General features: G+C 63.8%; 16 protein-coding genes and 1 tRNA gene. 11 read left to right on the top strand and 6 right to left on the bottom strand.

From position 1 onward, the window contains the following. Window positions 1–39: 39 nt before the first annotated feature. A tRNA-Leu gene (locus V3388_RS09090) sits at window positions 40–126 on the bottom strand. Between the two features lie 283 nt (window positions 127–409). On the opposite strand from V3388_RS09090, the gene rnr reads away from it, so the two are divergent. From rnr to alr, 8 genes are all read left to right on the top strand, one after another. Further along, on the top strand, window positions 410–3,028 hold the full coding sequence (gene rnr, locus V3388_RS09085) for a ribonuclease R (protein WP_336367206.1): 2,619 nt from the start codon (window positions 410–412) through the stop codon (window positions 3,026–3,028). A gap of 15 nt (window positions 3,029–3,043) precedes the next feature. Further along, window positions 3,044–3,778, top strand: a complete 735-nt coding sequence (rlmB, locus tag V3388_RS09080) for a 23S rRNA (guanosine(2251)-2'-O)-methyltransferase RlmB (RefSeq protein WP_336367205.1) — start codon at window positions 3,044–3,046, stop codon at window positions 3,776–3,778. A 213-nt stretch (window positions 3,779–3,991) separates the two neighbouring features. Further along, window positions 3,992–4,405 (top strand): 30S ribosomal protein S6, encoded by a 414-nt coding sequence (gene rpsF / locus V3388_RS09075; RefSeq protein ID WP_336367204.1) that lies wholly within the window; start codon window positions 3,992–3,994, stop codon window positions 4,403–4,405. 25 nt (window positions 4,406–4,430) lie between these two features. Beyond that, complete coding sequence (gene rpsR / locus V3388_RS09070) at window positions 4,431–4,661, top strand: 30S ribosomal protein S18 (RefSeq protein ID WP_008937282.1); 231 nt, start codon at window positions 4,431–4,433, stop codon at window positions 4,659–4,661. A 24-nt stretch (window positions 4,662–4,685) separates the two neighbouring features. Beyond that, a complete protein-coding gene (locus V3388_RS09065; protein WP_336367203.1) occupies window positions 4,686–5,552 on the top strand; it encodes a hypothetical protein in 867 nt (288 codons plus the stop codon). A 20-nt stretch (window positions 5,553–5,572) separates the two neighbouring features. Continuing rightward, window positions 5,573–6,019: a 50S ribosomal protein L9 gene (gene rplI / locus V3388_RS09060; RefSeq protein WP_336367202.1), complete on the top strand. Its 447-nt coding sequence runs from the start codon at window positions 5,573–5,575 to the stop codon at window positions 6,017–6,019. 164 nt (window positions 6,020–6,183) lie between these two features. Further along, complete coding sequence (gene dnaB / locus V3388_RS09055) at window positions 6,184–7,590, top strand: replicative DNA helicase (RefSeq protein WP_336367201.1); 1,407 nt, start codon at window positions 6,184–6,186, stop codon at window positions 7,588–7,590. Continuing rightward, window positions 7,590–8,672, top strand: a complete 1,083-nt coding sequence (alr, locus tag V3388_RS09050; protein WP_336367200.1) for an alanine racemase — start codon at window positions 7,590–7,592, stop codon at window positions 8,670–8,672. The genes dnaB and alr overlap by 1 nt, the downstream gene beginning before the upstream one ends. 4 nt (window positions 8,673–8,676) lie before the next feature. On the opposite strand, the gene V3388_RS09045 is transcribed toward alr, so the two are convergent. Further along, a complete protein-coding gene (locus V3388_RS09045; RefSeq protein ID WP_336367199.1) occupies window positions 8,677–9,036 on the bottom strand; it encodes a hypothetical protein in 360 nt (119 codons plus the stop codon). Between the two features lie 152 nt (window positions 9,037–9,188). Here V3388_RS09045 and V3388_RS09040 point away from each other — a divergent pair, with 152 nt between their 5' ends. Next, window positions 9,189–10,094: a sugar nucleotide-binding protein gene (locus tag V3388_RS09040; RefSeq protein ID WP_336367198.1), complete on the top strand. Its 906-nt coding sequence runs from the start codon at window positions 9,189–9,191 to the stop codon at window positions 10,092–10,094. A 12-nt stretch (window positions 10,095–10,106) separates the two neighbouring features. On the opposite strand, the gene V3388_RS09035 is transcribed toward V3388_RS09040, so the two are convergent. Together V3388_RS09035 and fabB are read right to left on the bottom strand one after the other, a co-directional pair. Next, the gene (locus V3388_RS09035) at window positions 10,107–10,883 is read right to left on the bottom strand and encodes a helix-turn-helix domain-containing protein (RefSeq protein WP_336367197.1); all 777 of its coding nucleotides are present in this window, start codon (window positions 10,881–10,883) and stop codon (window positions 10,107–10,109) included. 120 nt (window positions 10,884–11,003) lie between these two features. After that, the gene (fabB, locus tag V3388_RS09030) at window positions 11,004–12,212 is read right to left on the bottom strand and encodes a beta-ketoacyl-ACP synthase I (RefSeq protein WP_336367196.1); all 1,209 of its coding nucleotides are present in this window, start codon (window positions 12,210–12,212) and stop codon (window positions 11,004–11,006) included. Between the two features lie 188 nt (window positions 12,213–12,400). Here fabB and V3388_RS09025 point away from each other — a divergent pair, with 188 nt between their 5' ends. After that, window positions 12,401–12,859, top strand: a complete 459-nt coding sequence (locus V3388_RS09025) for an Mpo1 family 2-hydroxy fatty acid dioxygenase (RefSeq protein ID WP_336367195.1) — start codon at window positions 12,401–12,403, stop codon at window positions 12,857–12,859. A gap of 18 nt (window positions 12,860–12,877) precedes the next feature. Here the strand turns inward: V3388_RS09025 and ylqF are convergent, their stop codons facing one another. After that, window positions 12,878–13,777 carry a ribosome biogenesis GTPase YlqF gene (gene ylqF, locus V3388_RS09020; RefSeq protein WP_336367194.1) on the bottom strand — a complete coding sequence of 300 codons (900 nt, stop codon included), beginning with the start codon at window positions 13,775–13,777 and terminating at the stop codon, window positions 12,878–12,880. Between the two features lie 243 nt (window positions 13,778–14,020). Here ylqF and V3388_RS09015 point away from each other — a divergent pair, with 243 nt between their 5' ends. Beyond that, on the top strand, window positions 14,021–14,509 hold the full coding sequence (locus V3388_RS09015; RefSeq protein WP_336367193.1) for a Spy/CpxP family protein refolding chaperone: 489 nt from the start codon (window positions 14,021–14,023) through the stop codon (window positions 14,507–14,509). Window positions 14,510–14,533: 24 nt separating this feature from the next. Here V3388_RS09015 and lipA read toward each other — a convergent pair whose 3' ends face one another. Next, the gene (lipA, locus tag V3388_RS09010) at window positions 14,534–15,583 is read right to left on the bottom strand and encodes a lipoyl synthase (protein WP_336367192.1); all 1,050 of its coding nucleotides are present in this window, start codon (window positions 15,581–15,583) and stop codon (window positions 14,534–14,536) included. Window positions 15,584–15,740 lie beyond the last annotated feature (157 nt).

Below are 15,740 nucleotides of genomic sequence, written 5' to 3'. Positions count from 1 at the left end.
GGTGTCTTTCGGGATTCTGCCACTTCCCAGGACGGGAAATGGTGCCGAGGAGAGGACTTGAACCTCCACGGGGTTGCCCCCACTAGCACCTGAAGCTAGCGCGTCTACCAATTTCGCCACCTCGGCAGATGACTCGCAGTGCTTTAGGAAGTTGGTCGGTAGCCGACTTTACTTCGTTGAATTCGTTGATGAATTCGGGCTTTCTGCTGCCGGTCGCGGTGTGTCCCTCAACCGATGGCGTGCACTTTAATCATTCCGTTTTTTTCTGTCAAACGTTTTTTGCAAAAAAGTGTGTGCCGTATTTGTGCCTATATTTTTGGCACGGGTTAGGAACCTTCGCGGCCCGGACGTTATACTCGCGACATCAATCATGAACCCGCAGGCATGCGGTGTGTACACAAGGATCCGAATGGCTTCCAAGAAAACCTTTCAAGACGACCCTCACGCGGAGCGCGAGGCGAAAAACTACGATAACCCGATCCAGAGCCGGGAGTTCATCCTTGAGCATCTGAAGGAGCGGGGAGCGCCAGCGACCCACGAAACCCTCTGCCAGGAGTTGGGTCAGCACTCGGAAGAGGGCATCGAAGCCCTGCGCCGCCGGCTGATCGCCATGTGCCGGGATGGCCAACTGATCTGTAACCGTCGCCAGGCGTTCCTGCCCATCGAGGAAGCGGAGCTGGTCACCGGGCGGGTATCGGGGCATAAAGATGGCTTTGGCTTCCTGATGCCGGATGACGGCAGCGCCGACCTGTTCCTGACCGCCCGGCAGATGCGGCTGGTGTTCCACGGGGATCGCGTGGCCGCCCGGGTGGATCGGGTGGACGAGCGTGGCCGTAAGGAAGGCAAGATTGTCGAGGTGCTTGAGCACAACACCCACCAGATTGTGGGGCGGTTCTTCCAGGAAAGCGGTATTACCTTTGTGGTGCCGGAGAATGCCCGACTCAATCATGAGGTGCTGGTGCCGTCGGAAAACCAGGGCAAAGCCCGCCACGGCCAGTATGTGGTGGTGGACATCGTGCGCCAGCCCACCATGCGCACCCAGCCCCTGGGCAAGGTGGTCGAGGTGCTGGGCGAACACATGGCGCCCGGCATGGAAATTGACGTCGCCATCCGTTCCTACGACATTCCCCACAGCTGGCCGCCGGCGGTGGGCGAGCAGGCCGCCGCGATTCCGGAAGAAGTGGCGGAGGCCGACAAGGCCAACCGGGTCGATATCCGTGAGCTGCCCCTGGTGACCATTGATGATGAGACCGCCCGGGACTTTGACGATGCGGTTTACTGCGAGCCCCGCCCCCGGGGCGGCTACCGCCTGGTGGTGGCGATTGCGGACGTGTCCCACTACGTCCGGCCCGGCACGCCGCTGGACGATGAGGCCGTCAACCGCAGCACGTCGGTGTATTTTCCGGACCACGTGGTGCCGATGCTGCCGGAGAAGCTCTCGAACGGTCTGTGTTCCCTGAACCCCGGCGTGGATCGCCTGTGCGTGGTGGCCGACATGACCATCAGCAGCACCGGCAAGATCAGCGGCTATCAGTTCTACCAGGCGGTCATGTTCAGCCACGCCCGGCTCACCTACAACAAGGTGAGCACCATGCTGGAGCACCCGGATACCGAACAGGGCTACAAGCTGTGCGAACAGTACGCGGCCGTGCTGCCCCAACTGCACAACCTGTACGGGCTGTATCAGCTGCTTCGCCGGGCCCGGACCGAGCGCGGCGCCATTGACTTCGAAACCACCGAGACGCGGGTGATTTTCAACGCCGACCGGAAGATTGAAGAAATCGTGCCGGTGCAGCGCAACGACGCCCACAAGATCATTGAAGAGTGCATGCTGTGCGCCAACGTGGCCACCGCGCGTTTCCTCAAAAAGCACAAGCTGCCGGGCCTGTACCGCGTTCACGACGGTCCGTCCGAAGAGCGGCTGGGCGCCCTGCGCCTGTTCCTCGGGGAACTGGGCCTGAACCTGGGCGGCGGCGACAACCCCAGCTCGGCGGATTACCAGTCCCTTCTGTCAGAGATTCAGGACCGGACCGACGCCAACGTGATCCAGACGGTCATGCTGAGATCCCTGAGCCAGGCCGTTTACAGCCCGGAGGAGGGAGGTCACTTTGGTCTCGGGTATGACGGCTATGCCCACTTTACGTCGCCGATCCGTCGCTACCCGGACCTGATCAACCATCGGGCCATCAAGTCGGTGATCCACAGCGAGGCGCCGACCAAAGCCGTGATCCCGGCGCCCGAGGCGGATGCGGAGCTGGCGGTGTTCCCCTACGACTTCGCGCGCATGACGCAGCTTGGTGAGCACACCTCCATGGCGGAGCGCCGGGCCGATGATGCCACCCGGGACGTGATGGCCTGGCTCAAGTGTGAGTTTCTCAGCGATCACGTGGGCGAGGAGTACGACGGCGTCATCGCGGCGGTCGTGCCGTTTGGTTTCTTCGTGGAGCTGGCGGATGTTTACATCGAAGGACTGGTGCACGTCTCCACGCTGAGCGGGGATTATTTCCACCATGACGCCGCCAAGCACCGGTTGATCGGCGAGCGCACGGCGATGAGCTTCCGCCTGGGCGATGAGGTGCGTGTCCGGGTGGTGCGCGTGGGCATGGAAGACCGGAAGATTGACCTGGAACTGATCAGCGAGGCGGCCCGTCGCCCCGCCGACCGGGACGCCTTGCCGCGCTCCGGTAAGGATGCGCGCGGCAAAGGGGACCGGAGCAGAGGCGATCGCGGGAAAGCGGCCTCTGGCCGGTCCGGAGAAAGCCGCTCCCAGCGCGCCGGCCCTGATGGCCAGGCCGGCAATAAGGCCAGCACTAAGGAAAGTGCCGCCGAGCCCAAGCGCCCGAGAAAGCGTAAGGCCTCCTCGGCACCGGCCAGCACTGGCCCCGGCGCCTTTGACGACGACGAGACGCCCTCTGCCCGCGATGAGCTGGTGGCCCAGGCGGCCAAGCTCGCGGTGAAAAAGGACAAGAAGGTCAAGAAGGGGTGGGGCTTTGGCAAAGGCAAGAAAAGCGGCAAGTCCGACAAATAACCAGGATTGATCTCAGTGTCTGACGAGTTTGTGTTTGGCTGGCACGCCGTTGAGGCCGTGCTCAAGCGGCAGCCGGAACGGCTGCAGGAAGTCTGGATCCAGACCGGGCGGCAGGATAAACGTGTCAAAAGCATCACCGAAGCCCTGGACGCCCTGGGCGTTCGGTGGCAGGTGGTGCACCGGCGCGAGCTGGATGAGCGGGTTGCCGGCGTACACCAGGGTGTGGTGGCGGCGGTGGTCGAGAGCCGGGAATGGAGCGAGGACGAGCTGCTGTCCATGGTTGCGTCGTCCGACGCGCCGCCGCTGCTGCTGGTGCTCGATGGCGTCACCGACCCCCACAATCTGGGCGCCTGTCTGCGCACCGCCGATGCTGCCGGTGTTCAGGCGGTCGTGGTGCCCAAGGACAAGTCCGCCAGCCTGACGCCGGTGGTCCGAAAAGTGGCCTGCGGCGCGGCTGAAACGGTGCCGTTTGTGCGGGTGACCAACCTGGCGAGGTGCCTTCGGTCGCTGAAAGAGCAGGGCGTGTGGCTGATCGGCACCGCTGGGGAAGCCGATGCGTCCGTGTACCAGGCGGATTTCACCGGGCCGGTTGCCCTCGTCATGGGGGCCGAAGGAAAAGGCATGCGCCGCCTGACCCGGGAGCACTGTGATCAACTGGTGAACATTCCCATGCACGGCCATGTGGACAGTCTGAATGTGTCCGTCGCCACCGGCGTCTGCCTGTTCGAGGCGGTGCGTCAGCGCCAGTAGCTTTCGGCGCCGCTTGCGTTGGTTCCCGTGGACGCCTAGAATACGTCACCCCTTTTTTAAGGGGTGGTTTTGTTTTGCCCGTAGATCGGGCCAAGCAACACCAAGAAGCCGGCAGCGGATGCTGCCACCTCCTTGCTTTCACGCCCACGCACGCCTGCGTGCCCGGCCTTGGTCGGAGCGGGAAGGAAGCTGTTTAAACCGTAGGGAGAACTCATGCGTCACTACGAAATCGTGTTCATGGTACACCCGGATCAGAGCGAGCAGGTGCCCGCGATGATCGAGCGTTATACCGGCCTCATCACTGAAGATGGCGGCAAGGTACATCGCCTGGAAGATTGGGGCCGTCGCCACCTGGCATACCCGATCAACAAGATTCACAAGGCTCACTACGTCCTGATGAACGCTGAATGTTCCCAGGCCGTGATGGACGAGCTGACCCACAACTTCCGGTTCAACGATGCCATCATCCGCGATCTGATCCTGCGCCGCGACGAGGCCGTTACCGAGATGTCTCCGGTAAAAGCCGCCGAGTCCCGTGAAGATCGTCGTTCCGGCGGTGATGACCGTCCGCGCCGTTCTGCCGAGTCCGACTCCGCCAAGGCGCAGTCCCAGGACGAAGAAGAGTAATTCACCGGAGTTGAGGAGTTAGCCAATGGCTCGTTTTTTCAGACGTCGTAAGTTCTGCCGCTTCACGGCAGAAGGTGTTAAAGAGATCGATTACAAGGATCTGGACACCCTGAAAGGTTACATCACTGAAACCGGCAAGATCGTGCCCAGCCGTATCACCGGCACCAAAGCACGTTATCAGCGTCAGCTGGCTACCGCGATCAAGCGTGCCCGCTACCTGGCACTGCTGCCGTATACGGACAGCCACGACCACTAAGAACGAATTAACGGGGTTGGGACCATGCGTGCACTGGCACAGTTCGTAATGCGCGGTCCCCTGCAGGCTGGCGGGGTAGCGGCGGTAACGACCGCAGTGCCTCTGCTGTTCTGGGTAGGCGCGGCGGTGGTGGCTCTGGTCACGCTCCGCCTCGGTGTCCAACAGGGCCTGAACATCGGCCTGTGGGCGCTGCTGCCGGCCCTGGGCTGGAGCTGGTTCGGCCCGGATCCGACGGCCCTGGCGGTACTGGTCCACACCTTTGCGATTGCCGCGATCCTGCGGACGTCGCACTCCTGGGAGCGAGCGCTACTTGGCGGCAGCTTCCTGGCGCTGGTGACCGGACTGCTCCTGCCGGTGTTGTACCCGGGTCTGCTGAACGATCTGGTTCAGGCGGGCGTCAGCTTTTACCAGCAGTACAACGCCGAGGTGGCCAAGGCGCTCGGGGATAACCTCGAGACCATGATCCGCCACACCATGAACGCCAGCATGGCCGGGACCTACCTGGCCACCGCCATCGCGATGGCGATGCTGGCCCGGTCCTGGCAGGCAGGGCTGTATAACCCGGGCGGATTCCGCCAGGAGTTTCGCAGCCTTCGGTTGTCGCCGGTGATAGCGGTGTTGTGCGGCCTGACCATGGTGGCCGGCCCGGTGCTCGGGCTGAACACCATGTTGCTGGCCTGGACGGCGGGTACGCCGCTGTTCATGGCGGGTATGGCGCTGGTGCACGGCGCCGTCGCGCGCAAGGGGCTGAGCGCTAACTGGCTGGTGCTGTTTTACCTGGCCCTGGTGCTGCTGGGACCAACCCTGATGATTCTGTTGGTGGTTTTGGCTTTTGTGGATAGCTGGCTGGATATCCGGGGGCGGATTCGCCCGGCCGGACCGGCTGAATAAAGCACGAAGAGGTTAACGAGATGGAAGTTATTCTGCTCGAGAAAGTTGCAAACCTGGGCGCCCTGGGCGACAAGGTCAAGGTCAAGGCCGGTTACGGCCGGAATTTCCTGCTGCCCTACGGCAAAGCCGTGCCGGCAACCGACGCCAACCTGAAGGCGTTTGAAGCCCGCCGTGCGGAGCTGGAAAAAGCAGCGGCTGAGAAGCTGTCTGCGGCCCAGGCCCGTGCCGAGGCGCTCGAAGGCGCGTCTTTCACCATCAGCTCCAAGGCCGGTGAGGAAGGCAAGCTGTTCGGTTCCATTGGCGTTCGGGACATCGCTGACGCGGTTACCGCTGGCGGTACCGACGTCGAGAAGAGCGAAGTTCGTCTGCCGGAGGGGCCGATCCGCTCCACCGGCGAGTACGAGATCGAGCTGCAGCTGCACACCGATGTGACCGTCACCATCAAGCTGGCGGTGGTGGCCGAGTAAGTCGGCTGCCAACAGGCGAGCCGGAGTTCTCCGGCCCGCCGCCCCGAACGGGCCCGGACCGGAGACGGTTTCGGGCCCGTTTGTTTCTGGTATTCTGTCCTTTTCCGGGCGACCACCGCGTTTCCGATTTTTCTCCCTGACTGTAGCGAGTACCCGCGTCTGCCATGGCCAAACCGAACCTGAAGCCTGCCACCACCGATCTTGAAACCAGCCGGGTCAAGGTACCGCCCCATTCCCTGGAAGCGGAGCAGGCGGTGTTGGGCGGCCTGATGCTCGACAACCGGCGCTTCGACGAGGTCTCCGAGATCATCTCCGCGGTGGATTTTTACCGGCAGGATCACCGGCTGATTTTCGGGGCGGTGGAGCGCCTGGCGGCGGAGAACGAGCCGCTGGACGTGGTCACCCTGGCCGAGTTTCTCGAGCGTGCCGGCGACATTGAAGACGCCGGCGGCTTGTCCTATCTGGCGGAGCTGGCGGAGAAGACGCCCGGCGCGGCCAATATCCGCGCCTACGCCGAGATTGTCCGGGAGCGGTCGGTGCTGCGCCAGCTGGTCGACGTGTCCGGCCGCATCGCTGATTCGGCGTTTAACCCCCTCGGGCGCACCAGCAACGAGGTGTTGGACGAGGCGGAGCGCCAGGTGTTCCAGATTGCCGAGTCGCGCAACAAGGAAGGCTCCGGCCCCAAGCCCATCAACCCGATCCTCACCAAGGCGCTGAGCCGCATTGAGGAGCTGTTTGAGAGCGGCGAGCAGACCACCGGCCTGACCACCGGCTTCCGGGACCTGGACGAGAAAACCTCCGGCATGCAGCCGGCGGATCTGATCATCGTGGCGGGCCGCCCGTCCATGGGTAAAACCACCTTCGCCATGAACATCGTGGAAAACGCCCTGATCAGCACCGGCGCCCCGGCCCTGGTGTTCAGTATGGAGATGCCGGCGGACGCCCTGGCCATGCGGATGCTGTCCTCCCTGGGACGGATCGACCAGACCCGGGTGCGTAGCGGCAAGCTGGAGGAGGACGACTGGCCCCGTCTCACCTCGGCGGTCAGCCTGCTCAAGGACAAGCCTCTGTACATTGATGACACCCCGGCGCTCAGCCCTACGGAGCTGCGTTCCCGCGCCCGTCGGGTGGCCCGGGAGAACGACGGCAAGCTGGGCCTGATCATGGTGGACTACCTGCAGCTGATGCGGGTGCCGGGCAACACCGAGGGCCGGACCGCGGAAATCTCGGAAATCTCCCGCTCGCTCAAGGGTATTGCCAAGGAGCTCAACTGCCCTGTGGTTGCCCTGTCCCAGCTCAACCGGAGCCTGGAGCAGCGCCCCAACAAACGCCCGGTGAATTCGGACCTTCGGGAATCCGGGGCTATCGAGCAGGACGCGGACGTCATCATGTTCGTGTACCGGGATGAGGTCTACAACGAGGACACTCAGGACAAGGGCATCGCCGAAATCATCATTGGCAAGCAGCGGAACGGCCCCATCGGTACGGTACGGCTGGCGTTCTTTGGCCACTTCACCAAGTTTGAAGATCTCGCCCACGGCGACTACGGCAATTACGGTGACGATTACTGATGCCGCGGCCTACGGTTGCCCGCGTTGATCTCGACGCGCTGAGGCACAACTACACGCTGGCCTGTGAGAAGGCCGGCACGGCCCGGGCCATGGCCGTGGTCAAGGCTGACGGTTATGGCCACGGCATTGCAGCGGTAGCGGGCGCCCTGGCAAATCTGGCCCCGAAATATGCCGTGGCCTGCCTTGAAGAAGCCCGGGCAATCCGGGCGGCGGGGCTGGCGCAACCGGTGGTTCTGCTTCAGGGGGTTCACCAGCCCGGCGATCTGGCGGAGTGCCGGGAGCGGGCGTTTGAACCGGTGCTGCACAGTGCCGAGCAGCTTGAGTGGCTGGCGGGCGCCGGCACGCCGCCGGCGTTCTGGCTGAAGGTGAATTCGGGCATGAACCGGCTCGGGTTTGGCCCCGGAGATCTGCTGGCGGTGGTGTCCGGCCTTGGGGTGGCCAGCAGCCGGCCGGCGCTGCAGGGCTTTGTCACTCACTTCGCCTGCGCGGACGACCCGGACAGCCCGATGACCGATGCCCAGACCGCCGCCTTTGTCTCCGCCACCATGCCCTGGCCCGAGTTGATGCGCAGCGTCGGCAACTCCGCGGCCCATTTTCGCCCGGGCCAGCCGCTGTTTGACTGGAGCCGGCCCGGCATCATGCTGTATGGCGGTTCTCCTGTGCTCGGCAAGACCGGTCCGGAACTGGGGCTGCGCCCGGTGATGCGCCTGGAAGCGCCCCTGATGGCCACACGCTGGCTGAAGCCTGGCGATTCGGTGGGATACGGCGCAGTCTGGACGGCGACGGTTGAGACCCGGATGGGGATGGTGGCGGTGGGCTACGGCGACGGCTACCCGCGACACGCAGGCACCGGCACGCCGGCGGCGGTGGGAGGCCAGCGCATTTCGCTGATCGGTCGGGTGAGCATGGACATGCTGGCGGTGGACCTGAGCGCTGCGCCGGACGCTCGGACCGGCGACGCCGTCGAACTGTGGGGCGACACCGTACCGATAGACGAGGTCGCCGGCCACGCCGGTACCATCAGTTACGAGCTGATGACCGGCGTCACCGCCCGGGTGCCGAGGTTGTATTCGGGGAATTAAGCCGTCAGCGGGCGGCTTCCGGCTCGTGAATGATTTCCTCAATGAAGTCCAGGATCGCCGACAGGCTGCGGTCGTCCAGTTTCTTGAGCACCTTGTGAATCACCATCTTGCTGCCCTTGAGCATGCTGCCAATGCCCATTTTGGCCATGCCCATCATCATGCTGCCCGCCTTCAGGCGCCGCAGGGGTTCGAGAAAGAAGAAGTCCAGGCCCTGCTCGGTGAGCTCAACGATCAGATCGTACAGGGTATCGATGGTGTCTTTGTCCGCCTTGCCCCGGGTCCGGAGCTCGCCCACGGTGTAGAGTGCGCGGGTGCGAAGTTCGTCGGGAATCGGGGCGACAATGTGGCTGTGTTGTTTCAGCATGAGGTGTCCTGTTGTTGTATGCTCGCGATCAAGGCTGGTTAAATGATGCCTTGGGAATAGCCGTATTCTAGTGGGGTTGAACGCGACGCCATTGGCCTGAGCGGAACCCACCACACGTCATCGAAGTGAACACCCGGAGGCATTGAAATACCGTGCACGTGCTTGTTGTCCATGATTACGGCCCCCTGGGCAAAGTGTTGCTGGAGCGGCTGCGCCAGACCCATCTGAGGGTGACGCCGCTGCTGGTCAGTGACCCGTCCAGCGCCGATCTGGGCGGCCTGGAGCACTGGGTGCCGGAGGACACCGATTTGATCGTGGATGCCCTGTGGCGGGTGGACCCGGAGTCCGCCGAGCGCAATCCGGACGGCACTCACAAAGCGGCGTTCTCGCTACCGGTGGCCATGGCCGAACATGCCCGTGAGCGGGGCATGGCGCTGTTCCAGCTCTCGTCCTGCTATGTGTTCGATGGCCGCAAGCAAAGCAGCTACCTCTCCTCCAATCCCGGGCAGCCGGTGAACGAGCTGGGTAACTGGCAGTGGGAATGTGAGCAGGCCATCCGGTCGCTGTTGCCCCGTCATATTCTGCTTCGCACTGGCTGGAGCCTGGCTCGCTTTATTCGCAAGGTGCGCGCCGGTGTTCGTCCGGATGGGGCGTTGATGATGCCGGGGCGTTGCCGGGGGCAGCCCGTAACCGTGCAGGACCTGGCGCGGGTGATGACGGCGATGATCCTGCAGCTGGATTGCGGCGCGGAAGTCTGGGGCACCTATCAGTACGCCGGCGCAGAGGAAATTACGCTGTACGAGCTCGGCCTGGCCATTGCCGGCTTGCCGGGGGTTCCGGAATGGCTTCAGGTGGTTGATGCCATGCCGGAATGGGGGGCGCTTGAACCGGCTAACACCACCATGAATTGCACCAAGATCCGCAACACCTTCGGCGTCAAACAGCTACCCTGGCGCAACGGCCTGCTGGACGAACTGGTCATGGTGCGGGATCTGGAAGAGGGGCGGCAGGGACGGGAAGATTCACAGGGGCGCACGGCCGAGCCGGCCCGCCCCTGATTTGTGCGACGTTCAGCCCTGGCTGTGATGCTGCTGGCAGCGGGGCGCGTCCTCGCCGTTGTCCCGGTATACCGCCTGCAGGGCAGGCAGATCCAGCAGCTCCACCTGCCGCCCCTGGGCGTGAATCAGCCCCTGTTTCTGGAAGCGGGTGAACACCCGGCTGACGGTTTCCACCGCCAGGCCAAGAAAGCTGGCGATGTCGCTGCGGGGCATGGGCAGGGTCAGGCGAGTCGGAGACAGGCGCCGGCGCTGGAACCGGCTGGAGAGAGACAGCAGCAGGGCGGCAATGCGCTGCTCGGCCGTGTTGCGGCTCAGCAGCATGGCCATCTGGTGACCGGTCTGTATCTCTTGCCCCATTAGGTGGAACATGTGGTGCTGCAGGTCCGGCAGGGCACCGGACAGTTGTTCAAGCTTGTCCACCGGGAATTCGCACAGGCTGGTCCGTTCCAGGGCCCGCGCGGTGCAGGCGTAATCCCCGCCGCTGAGGCTCTCCAGACCCACCAGCTCACCGGGCAGAAAGAAGCCGGTGACCTGCTCATCCCCGTTTTCGTTCACAATCGACGTGCGCACCGCGCCGCTTTTTACCGCAAAGCAGGACCGGGCCCGGTCGCTCTGCTCGAAAATGTGGTCGCCGCGATTGTAGACCCGGCCCTGGTACACGATGTCTTCCAGGCGCGCCAGATCACCCTCGCCAACGGCAAGTGGTAAACATAGATTGCTAAGGCTGCATTGGTGGCAGGACGCCTTGAGCAGGTCCTGGGCGTGACGAAGGGGGATGGGCTGCGCCATGGTGGATGAACCGTCCAAATTGATTCATATCAAAACCATACTTTACTGGCTCTGATACCGCATTGCCAATGCGCACTTTCCGTGCCATCCCCGCTTTTTCAACGCCTGTCCCTGACGGCCTTAGATCGTCTCGAACACCAACGAGGCGTTGGTGCCGCCAAAGCCAAAGCTGTTGGACATCACGCAGTCCAGCGTCTTGTGCTCCGCCTTCGGCCCCACGATCGGCAGCCCCTCGAGCGCCTCGTCCCGCTGGGTGAGATTGGCGGTGCCGGCCATGAAGCCGTGTTGCAGCATTAGCAGGGAGTAGATGGCCTCGTGCACGCCGGCGGCGCCCAATGAGTGGCCGGACAGGGACTTGGTGGAGGAAATCGCGGGCACGTTATCACCGAAGGTGTTGCGCACGGCGCCCATTTCCGCCACGTCGCCCACGGGTGTGCTGGTGCCGTGGGCGTTGATGTATTGCACCTTGCCGCGGATGGTGGCCATGGCCTGCTCCATGCACCGCTTGGCGCCTTCCCCGGAGGGGGCGACCATGTCGTAGCCGTCCGAGGTGGCGCCGTAGCCGGTCAGCTCAGCCAGAATGGTGGCGCCGCGCTTGCGGGCGTGCTCGAGTTCTTCCAGCACCACCATGCCGCCGCCGCCGGCAATCACAAAGCCGTCCCGGCCGCTGTCGAACGGCCGTGAGGCAGCCTCGGGCGCGTCGTTGTACTTGGTGGAGAGCGCGCCCATGGCATCGAACATCATGGTCAGGCTCCAGTCTTCCTCTTCACCGCCACCGGCAAACACGATGTCCTGCTTGCCGGACTGGATCTGCTCCATGGCGTGGCCAATGCAGTGGGCGCTGGTGGCACATGCGGACGACATGGAATAGTTAACGCCCCGGATCTTGTAGGCGGTGGCCAGGCAGGCGGAGACGGTGCTGGTCATGATGCGGGGCACCATGTAGGGCCCGATCCGCTTGACGCCCTTGGCGCGCATGGTGTCGGTCGCTTCCACCTGGCTTGAGCAGGAAGCGCCACCGGAGCCGGCGATCAGGCCGGTGCGGTCGTTGGAGATGTCCGCCTCGGTCAGGCCTGCCTGGGCGATGGCCTGCTCCATGGACAGGTAGGCGTACATGGCCGCCGGGCCCATGAAACGGCGGATTTTCCGGTCGATGACGTCGGTGTCCACTTGGGGCGAGCCGGACACCTGGCTGCGAAACCCGTGTTCTTTATAGCTCTCATTAAAGCGGATGCCGGATTTGCCGTGTTTGAGGCTGTCGGCGACCTCGTCCAGGGAATTGCCGAGGCAGGACACAATGCCCATGCCGGTGACGACCACGCGTCTCATAATGACCTCCAATGCCGGGCCGGTTGGCCCGTCCGTTCTGTTCAATTCATGGGCGGCAGTGTAGGCGCTTTATGGGCCAGACGGTATGTGACCTTGGTAAGGGGCGCCGGGGGAGTTCCGTTCCAGGACCGGCCGTGGTGAAATAACGGTTAACCGAACAACAATCATCGTCACAGGGAGGAGGCGCCATGCGCAGCCTGGACCAGTTTCTTCGAGACTATGGCGAAAGCCACCGCAATCCGCTGAACCAGTGGGTGCACATTGTGTGCGTGCCCGCGATTCTGATGTCGACGCTGGGGCTGCTCTGGCTGGTGCCGGTGGGCCACTGGCTGGGCCTCGGCGGGGCCGTTGCCGAATGGGTCAACGGCGCCACGATACTGGCGGTTCTGCTGCTGATGGCGGGCTGGTTTGCGGTGTCCGCCCTGGCCATCCAGGCGGTGCTGGCGGCCGGGTGGCCGCTCGGCTGGACCAGCTTGGCGGTGTTTGTGGTGGCCTGGGTCTTTCAGGTCTACGGGCACAAGGTTGAGGGCAAGAAACCCTCGTTCGTGGAGGATCTGGTGTTCCTGCTGATTGGCCCGATCTTCGTCAGCATCGAGTTTGCGGCTAAACTCGGCTTGCCGGTTCCCCACGCCCAGCACCGGCGCTGAGCCCGGGCCCGGCCGGCATCAGTTCCTTCCGGCTTTTTCCTCGGCCTTGCGGGCGGCTTCCGCCGCCGCCTCGCGGGCTTCCTGCTCCACCATCTCCGGGGTTTCCAGCGAGAGCCGGCCGAGGGTGCCGGCGCGGAACTCGTTGAGCAGCACTTCCGACACCTTGTGCAAATCCGGTACGCCACCCCGGCCCAGGAACCGACGTCGCACGGCGATGGCGTCCATCAGCGCCAGACCGTCCCGGGGCCGCTCCTCGAGGCCGTAACGGGCCATGACCTGCTCGGGGTAGGCCAGCAGCAGGTAATCCGCCTCAAACAGCGCCACGTCCTCAAAATCCAGCACCGCACTGCGGATGGCGCCCGTGATCGCCAGCCGGTAACCGCAGGCTTCCGGGGACAGCTTGGGCCACAGGAAACCTGGCGTGTCGTACAGCAGAATGTTGTCCGGCAGCTTGATCGCCTGCTGGGCCCGGGTGACCGCCGGCTCGTTGCCGGTCTTGGCCACCGGGCGGCCGGCCAGGGTGTTGATCAGGGTGGACTTGCCCACGTTTGGAATGCCGAGGATCATTACCCGGAGCGCACTTTTCTGACGGTCGTGCCCGGGCGTCATGTCCTGGGCCAGGCGCAGGATATCGAGCGCCTCGGCGCGCTGGTTGTGTGTGAGGGTGACGGCGCGCACACCCCGTTCCTGCTCCAGCCAGGCTTGCCAGCGGGCGGTGATGTCCGGGTCGGCCAGGTCACGCTTGTTCAGCACCTTGATCAGCGGCGTGTCGCCACGCAGGTTCGGCACCAGGGGGTTCTCGCTGCTGAACGGAATGCGGGCATCGACGACCTCGATGATCAGGTCCATCTGCGGCATTACCTTCTTGATCTCCTTTCGGGCCTTGTGCATGTGCCCGGGAAACCAGTTGATCGCCATGGTGGCTGCTCCGTGAGTGGGAATCGGGGGCCATTATGCCGGGGAATGGACAAACTTTCACATTGCACCGAACGCGCCCATGGCGGGGGCTTGCGGGGTGCTGAATGGGACGTGTGTACAAAAACCGGGTAGACCGGGGTGAAAAGGTCCCCGGCAATGCTTTACGGTATAGCCCGAGCCGTTAACACGTACTAAAGACCCACCGGGTGACATCCGATCCCCGGACCGATCATGGAGACCCGTATGAATTTGAAAAAAGCCCTCGGTGCCGCTGTTCTGGCGCTGTCACTGTCCGCTCCCGTTCTGGCCCAGGCCGCCAACGGCGGTCAACCGGACCAGGTGGATCAACTGGCCAAAATGGTGAACCTGTCGGACGATCAGCAGACCCAGATCCGTGACATCCTGAAGGAAATGCAGGGCAAGATCGGCGACCTGCGCCAGCAGGCGTCTGAGCTTCAGAAAGACATGGAGTCCGAAATCAAGGCGGATTATGACGAAGCCAAGATCCGCAAGGACGCCGAAAAGCTGGGCGACCTGACCGGCGAGATCGCGGCCCTGTCCACCATCATGCAGGCCCAGGTGGACGGCGTGTTCACCCAGGAGCAGCGGGACGAGCTGGACAAGCGCATGAAGCAGATGCAGGCACAAATGCAGCAGCAGCGCCAGATGATGCAGCAGCAACAGATGCAGCAGATGCAACAACAGCAGAAGCAGGGCAAGAGCGCCGAGTAAGCGCGCTCCACCGGCGGAAGGCGGTCAGTCGATCGCCTTCACCGGAATCTGCATGGACGGGTCGGGCTTGGGCACTGCCGGCACGGCCAGTCCCAGATTGTTCTTGTCGAACACTTTGTCCGCCCGGTAGCTGGAACGCACCATCGGGCCGGACGGCACTTCCATAAAGCCTTTTTCCAAACCGATGTCCCGATACCGGTTGAATTCCTCCGGCGTGACGTAGCGCTCCACCGGCAGATGGTTCGGGGTCGGCCGCAGGTACTGGCCCAGGGTGAGGATGTCCACGCCGATGGCGCGCAGGTCATCCATGGTCTCCAGGATTTCTTCCTCGGTTTCGCCCAACCCCAGCATGAGACTGGTCTTGGTCAGCACGTCCGGCCGGTGTTGCTTGGCGTGGGCCAGCACGTTCAGGGTCTTCTCGTAACCGGCGCGGGGGTCCCGAACCCGGTGGGTCAGCCGCCGCACCGTCTCCACGTTCTGGGCGAACACGTCCAGCCCGGAGTCCACCACTTTTTCCACGTCCGCCATGACCGCGTCAAAATCCGGGGTCAGGGCTTCCACCGCCACCTCCGGGGTGCGCTGCTTGATGGCGGCCACGCAGGCGGCGTAGTGGGCGGCGCCGCCGTCGTCCAGGTCGTCCCGGTCCACGGAGGTGAGCACGATGTAGCGCAGGCCCATCAGTTCCACCGACTTGGCGGTGTTCTCCGGTTCTTCCGGGTCCAGCCACCCTTTCGGGTTGCCGGTGTCCACCGCGCAGAACTTGCAGGCCCGGGTGCACACCGAGCCCATCACCATGATGGTGGCGGTGCCATTGGTCCAGCATTCGCCAATGTTCGGGCAGTGGGACTCCTGACAGACGGTGCTCAGACGGTGTTCGGTCACGTTCCGGCGGACCGCTTCGTAACGCTCGCCGCCGGGCATGCGGGCTCTCAGCCATTTGGGCTTGGGCTCGGGGCGCGCGGTGTCCGGGGCTTGGCCGGCCCGTCGCTTCTGGCCGTCCTTGATGGCGGTAATTCCATGCTCGCTGCGGAATTTGGAACCACTGGTAACGCGGGGCTTGGCGCTGTCACTCATCGACCGGGGACTCTCAGATAGCAGAATGGAGAACCTTAAAGGGTAATCCCGGGCCGGGGCAGTTACAAGGCGGGTACGGGCAATCACGGGGGCGCAGGGACGAGACCTTTGTCGTATCCGGCGGGTGCCGGTGCCGGTCCCGCCCCTGCTGTCCGGG

This window comes from Marinobacter sp. C2H3, assembly GCF_037080155.1.
Taxonomy (GTDB): Bacteria; Pseudomonadota; Gammaproteobacteria; order Pseudomonadales; family Oleiphilaceae; genus Marinobacter.
Note: the sequence above shows the minus strand (reverse complement) of the source record. Positions and strands in the feature narration are given on the sequence as shown.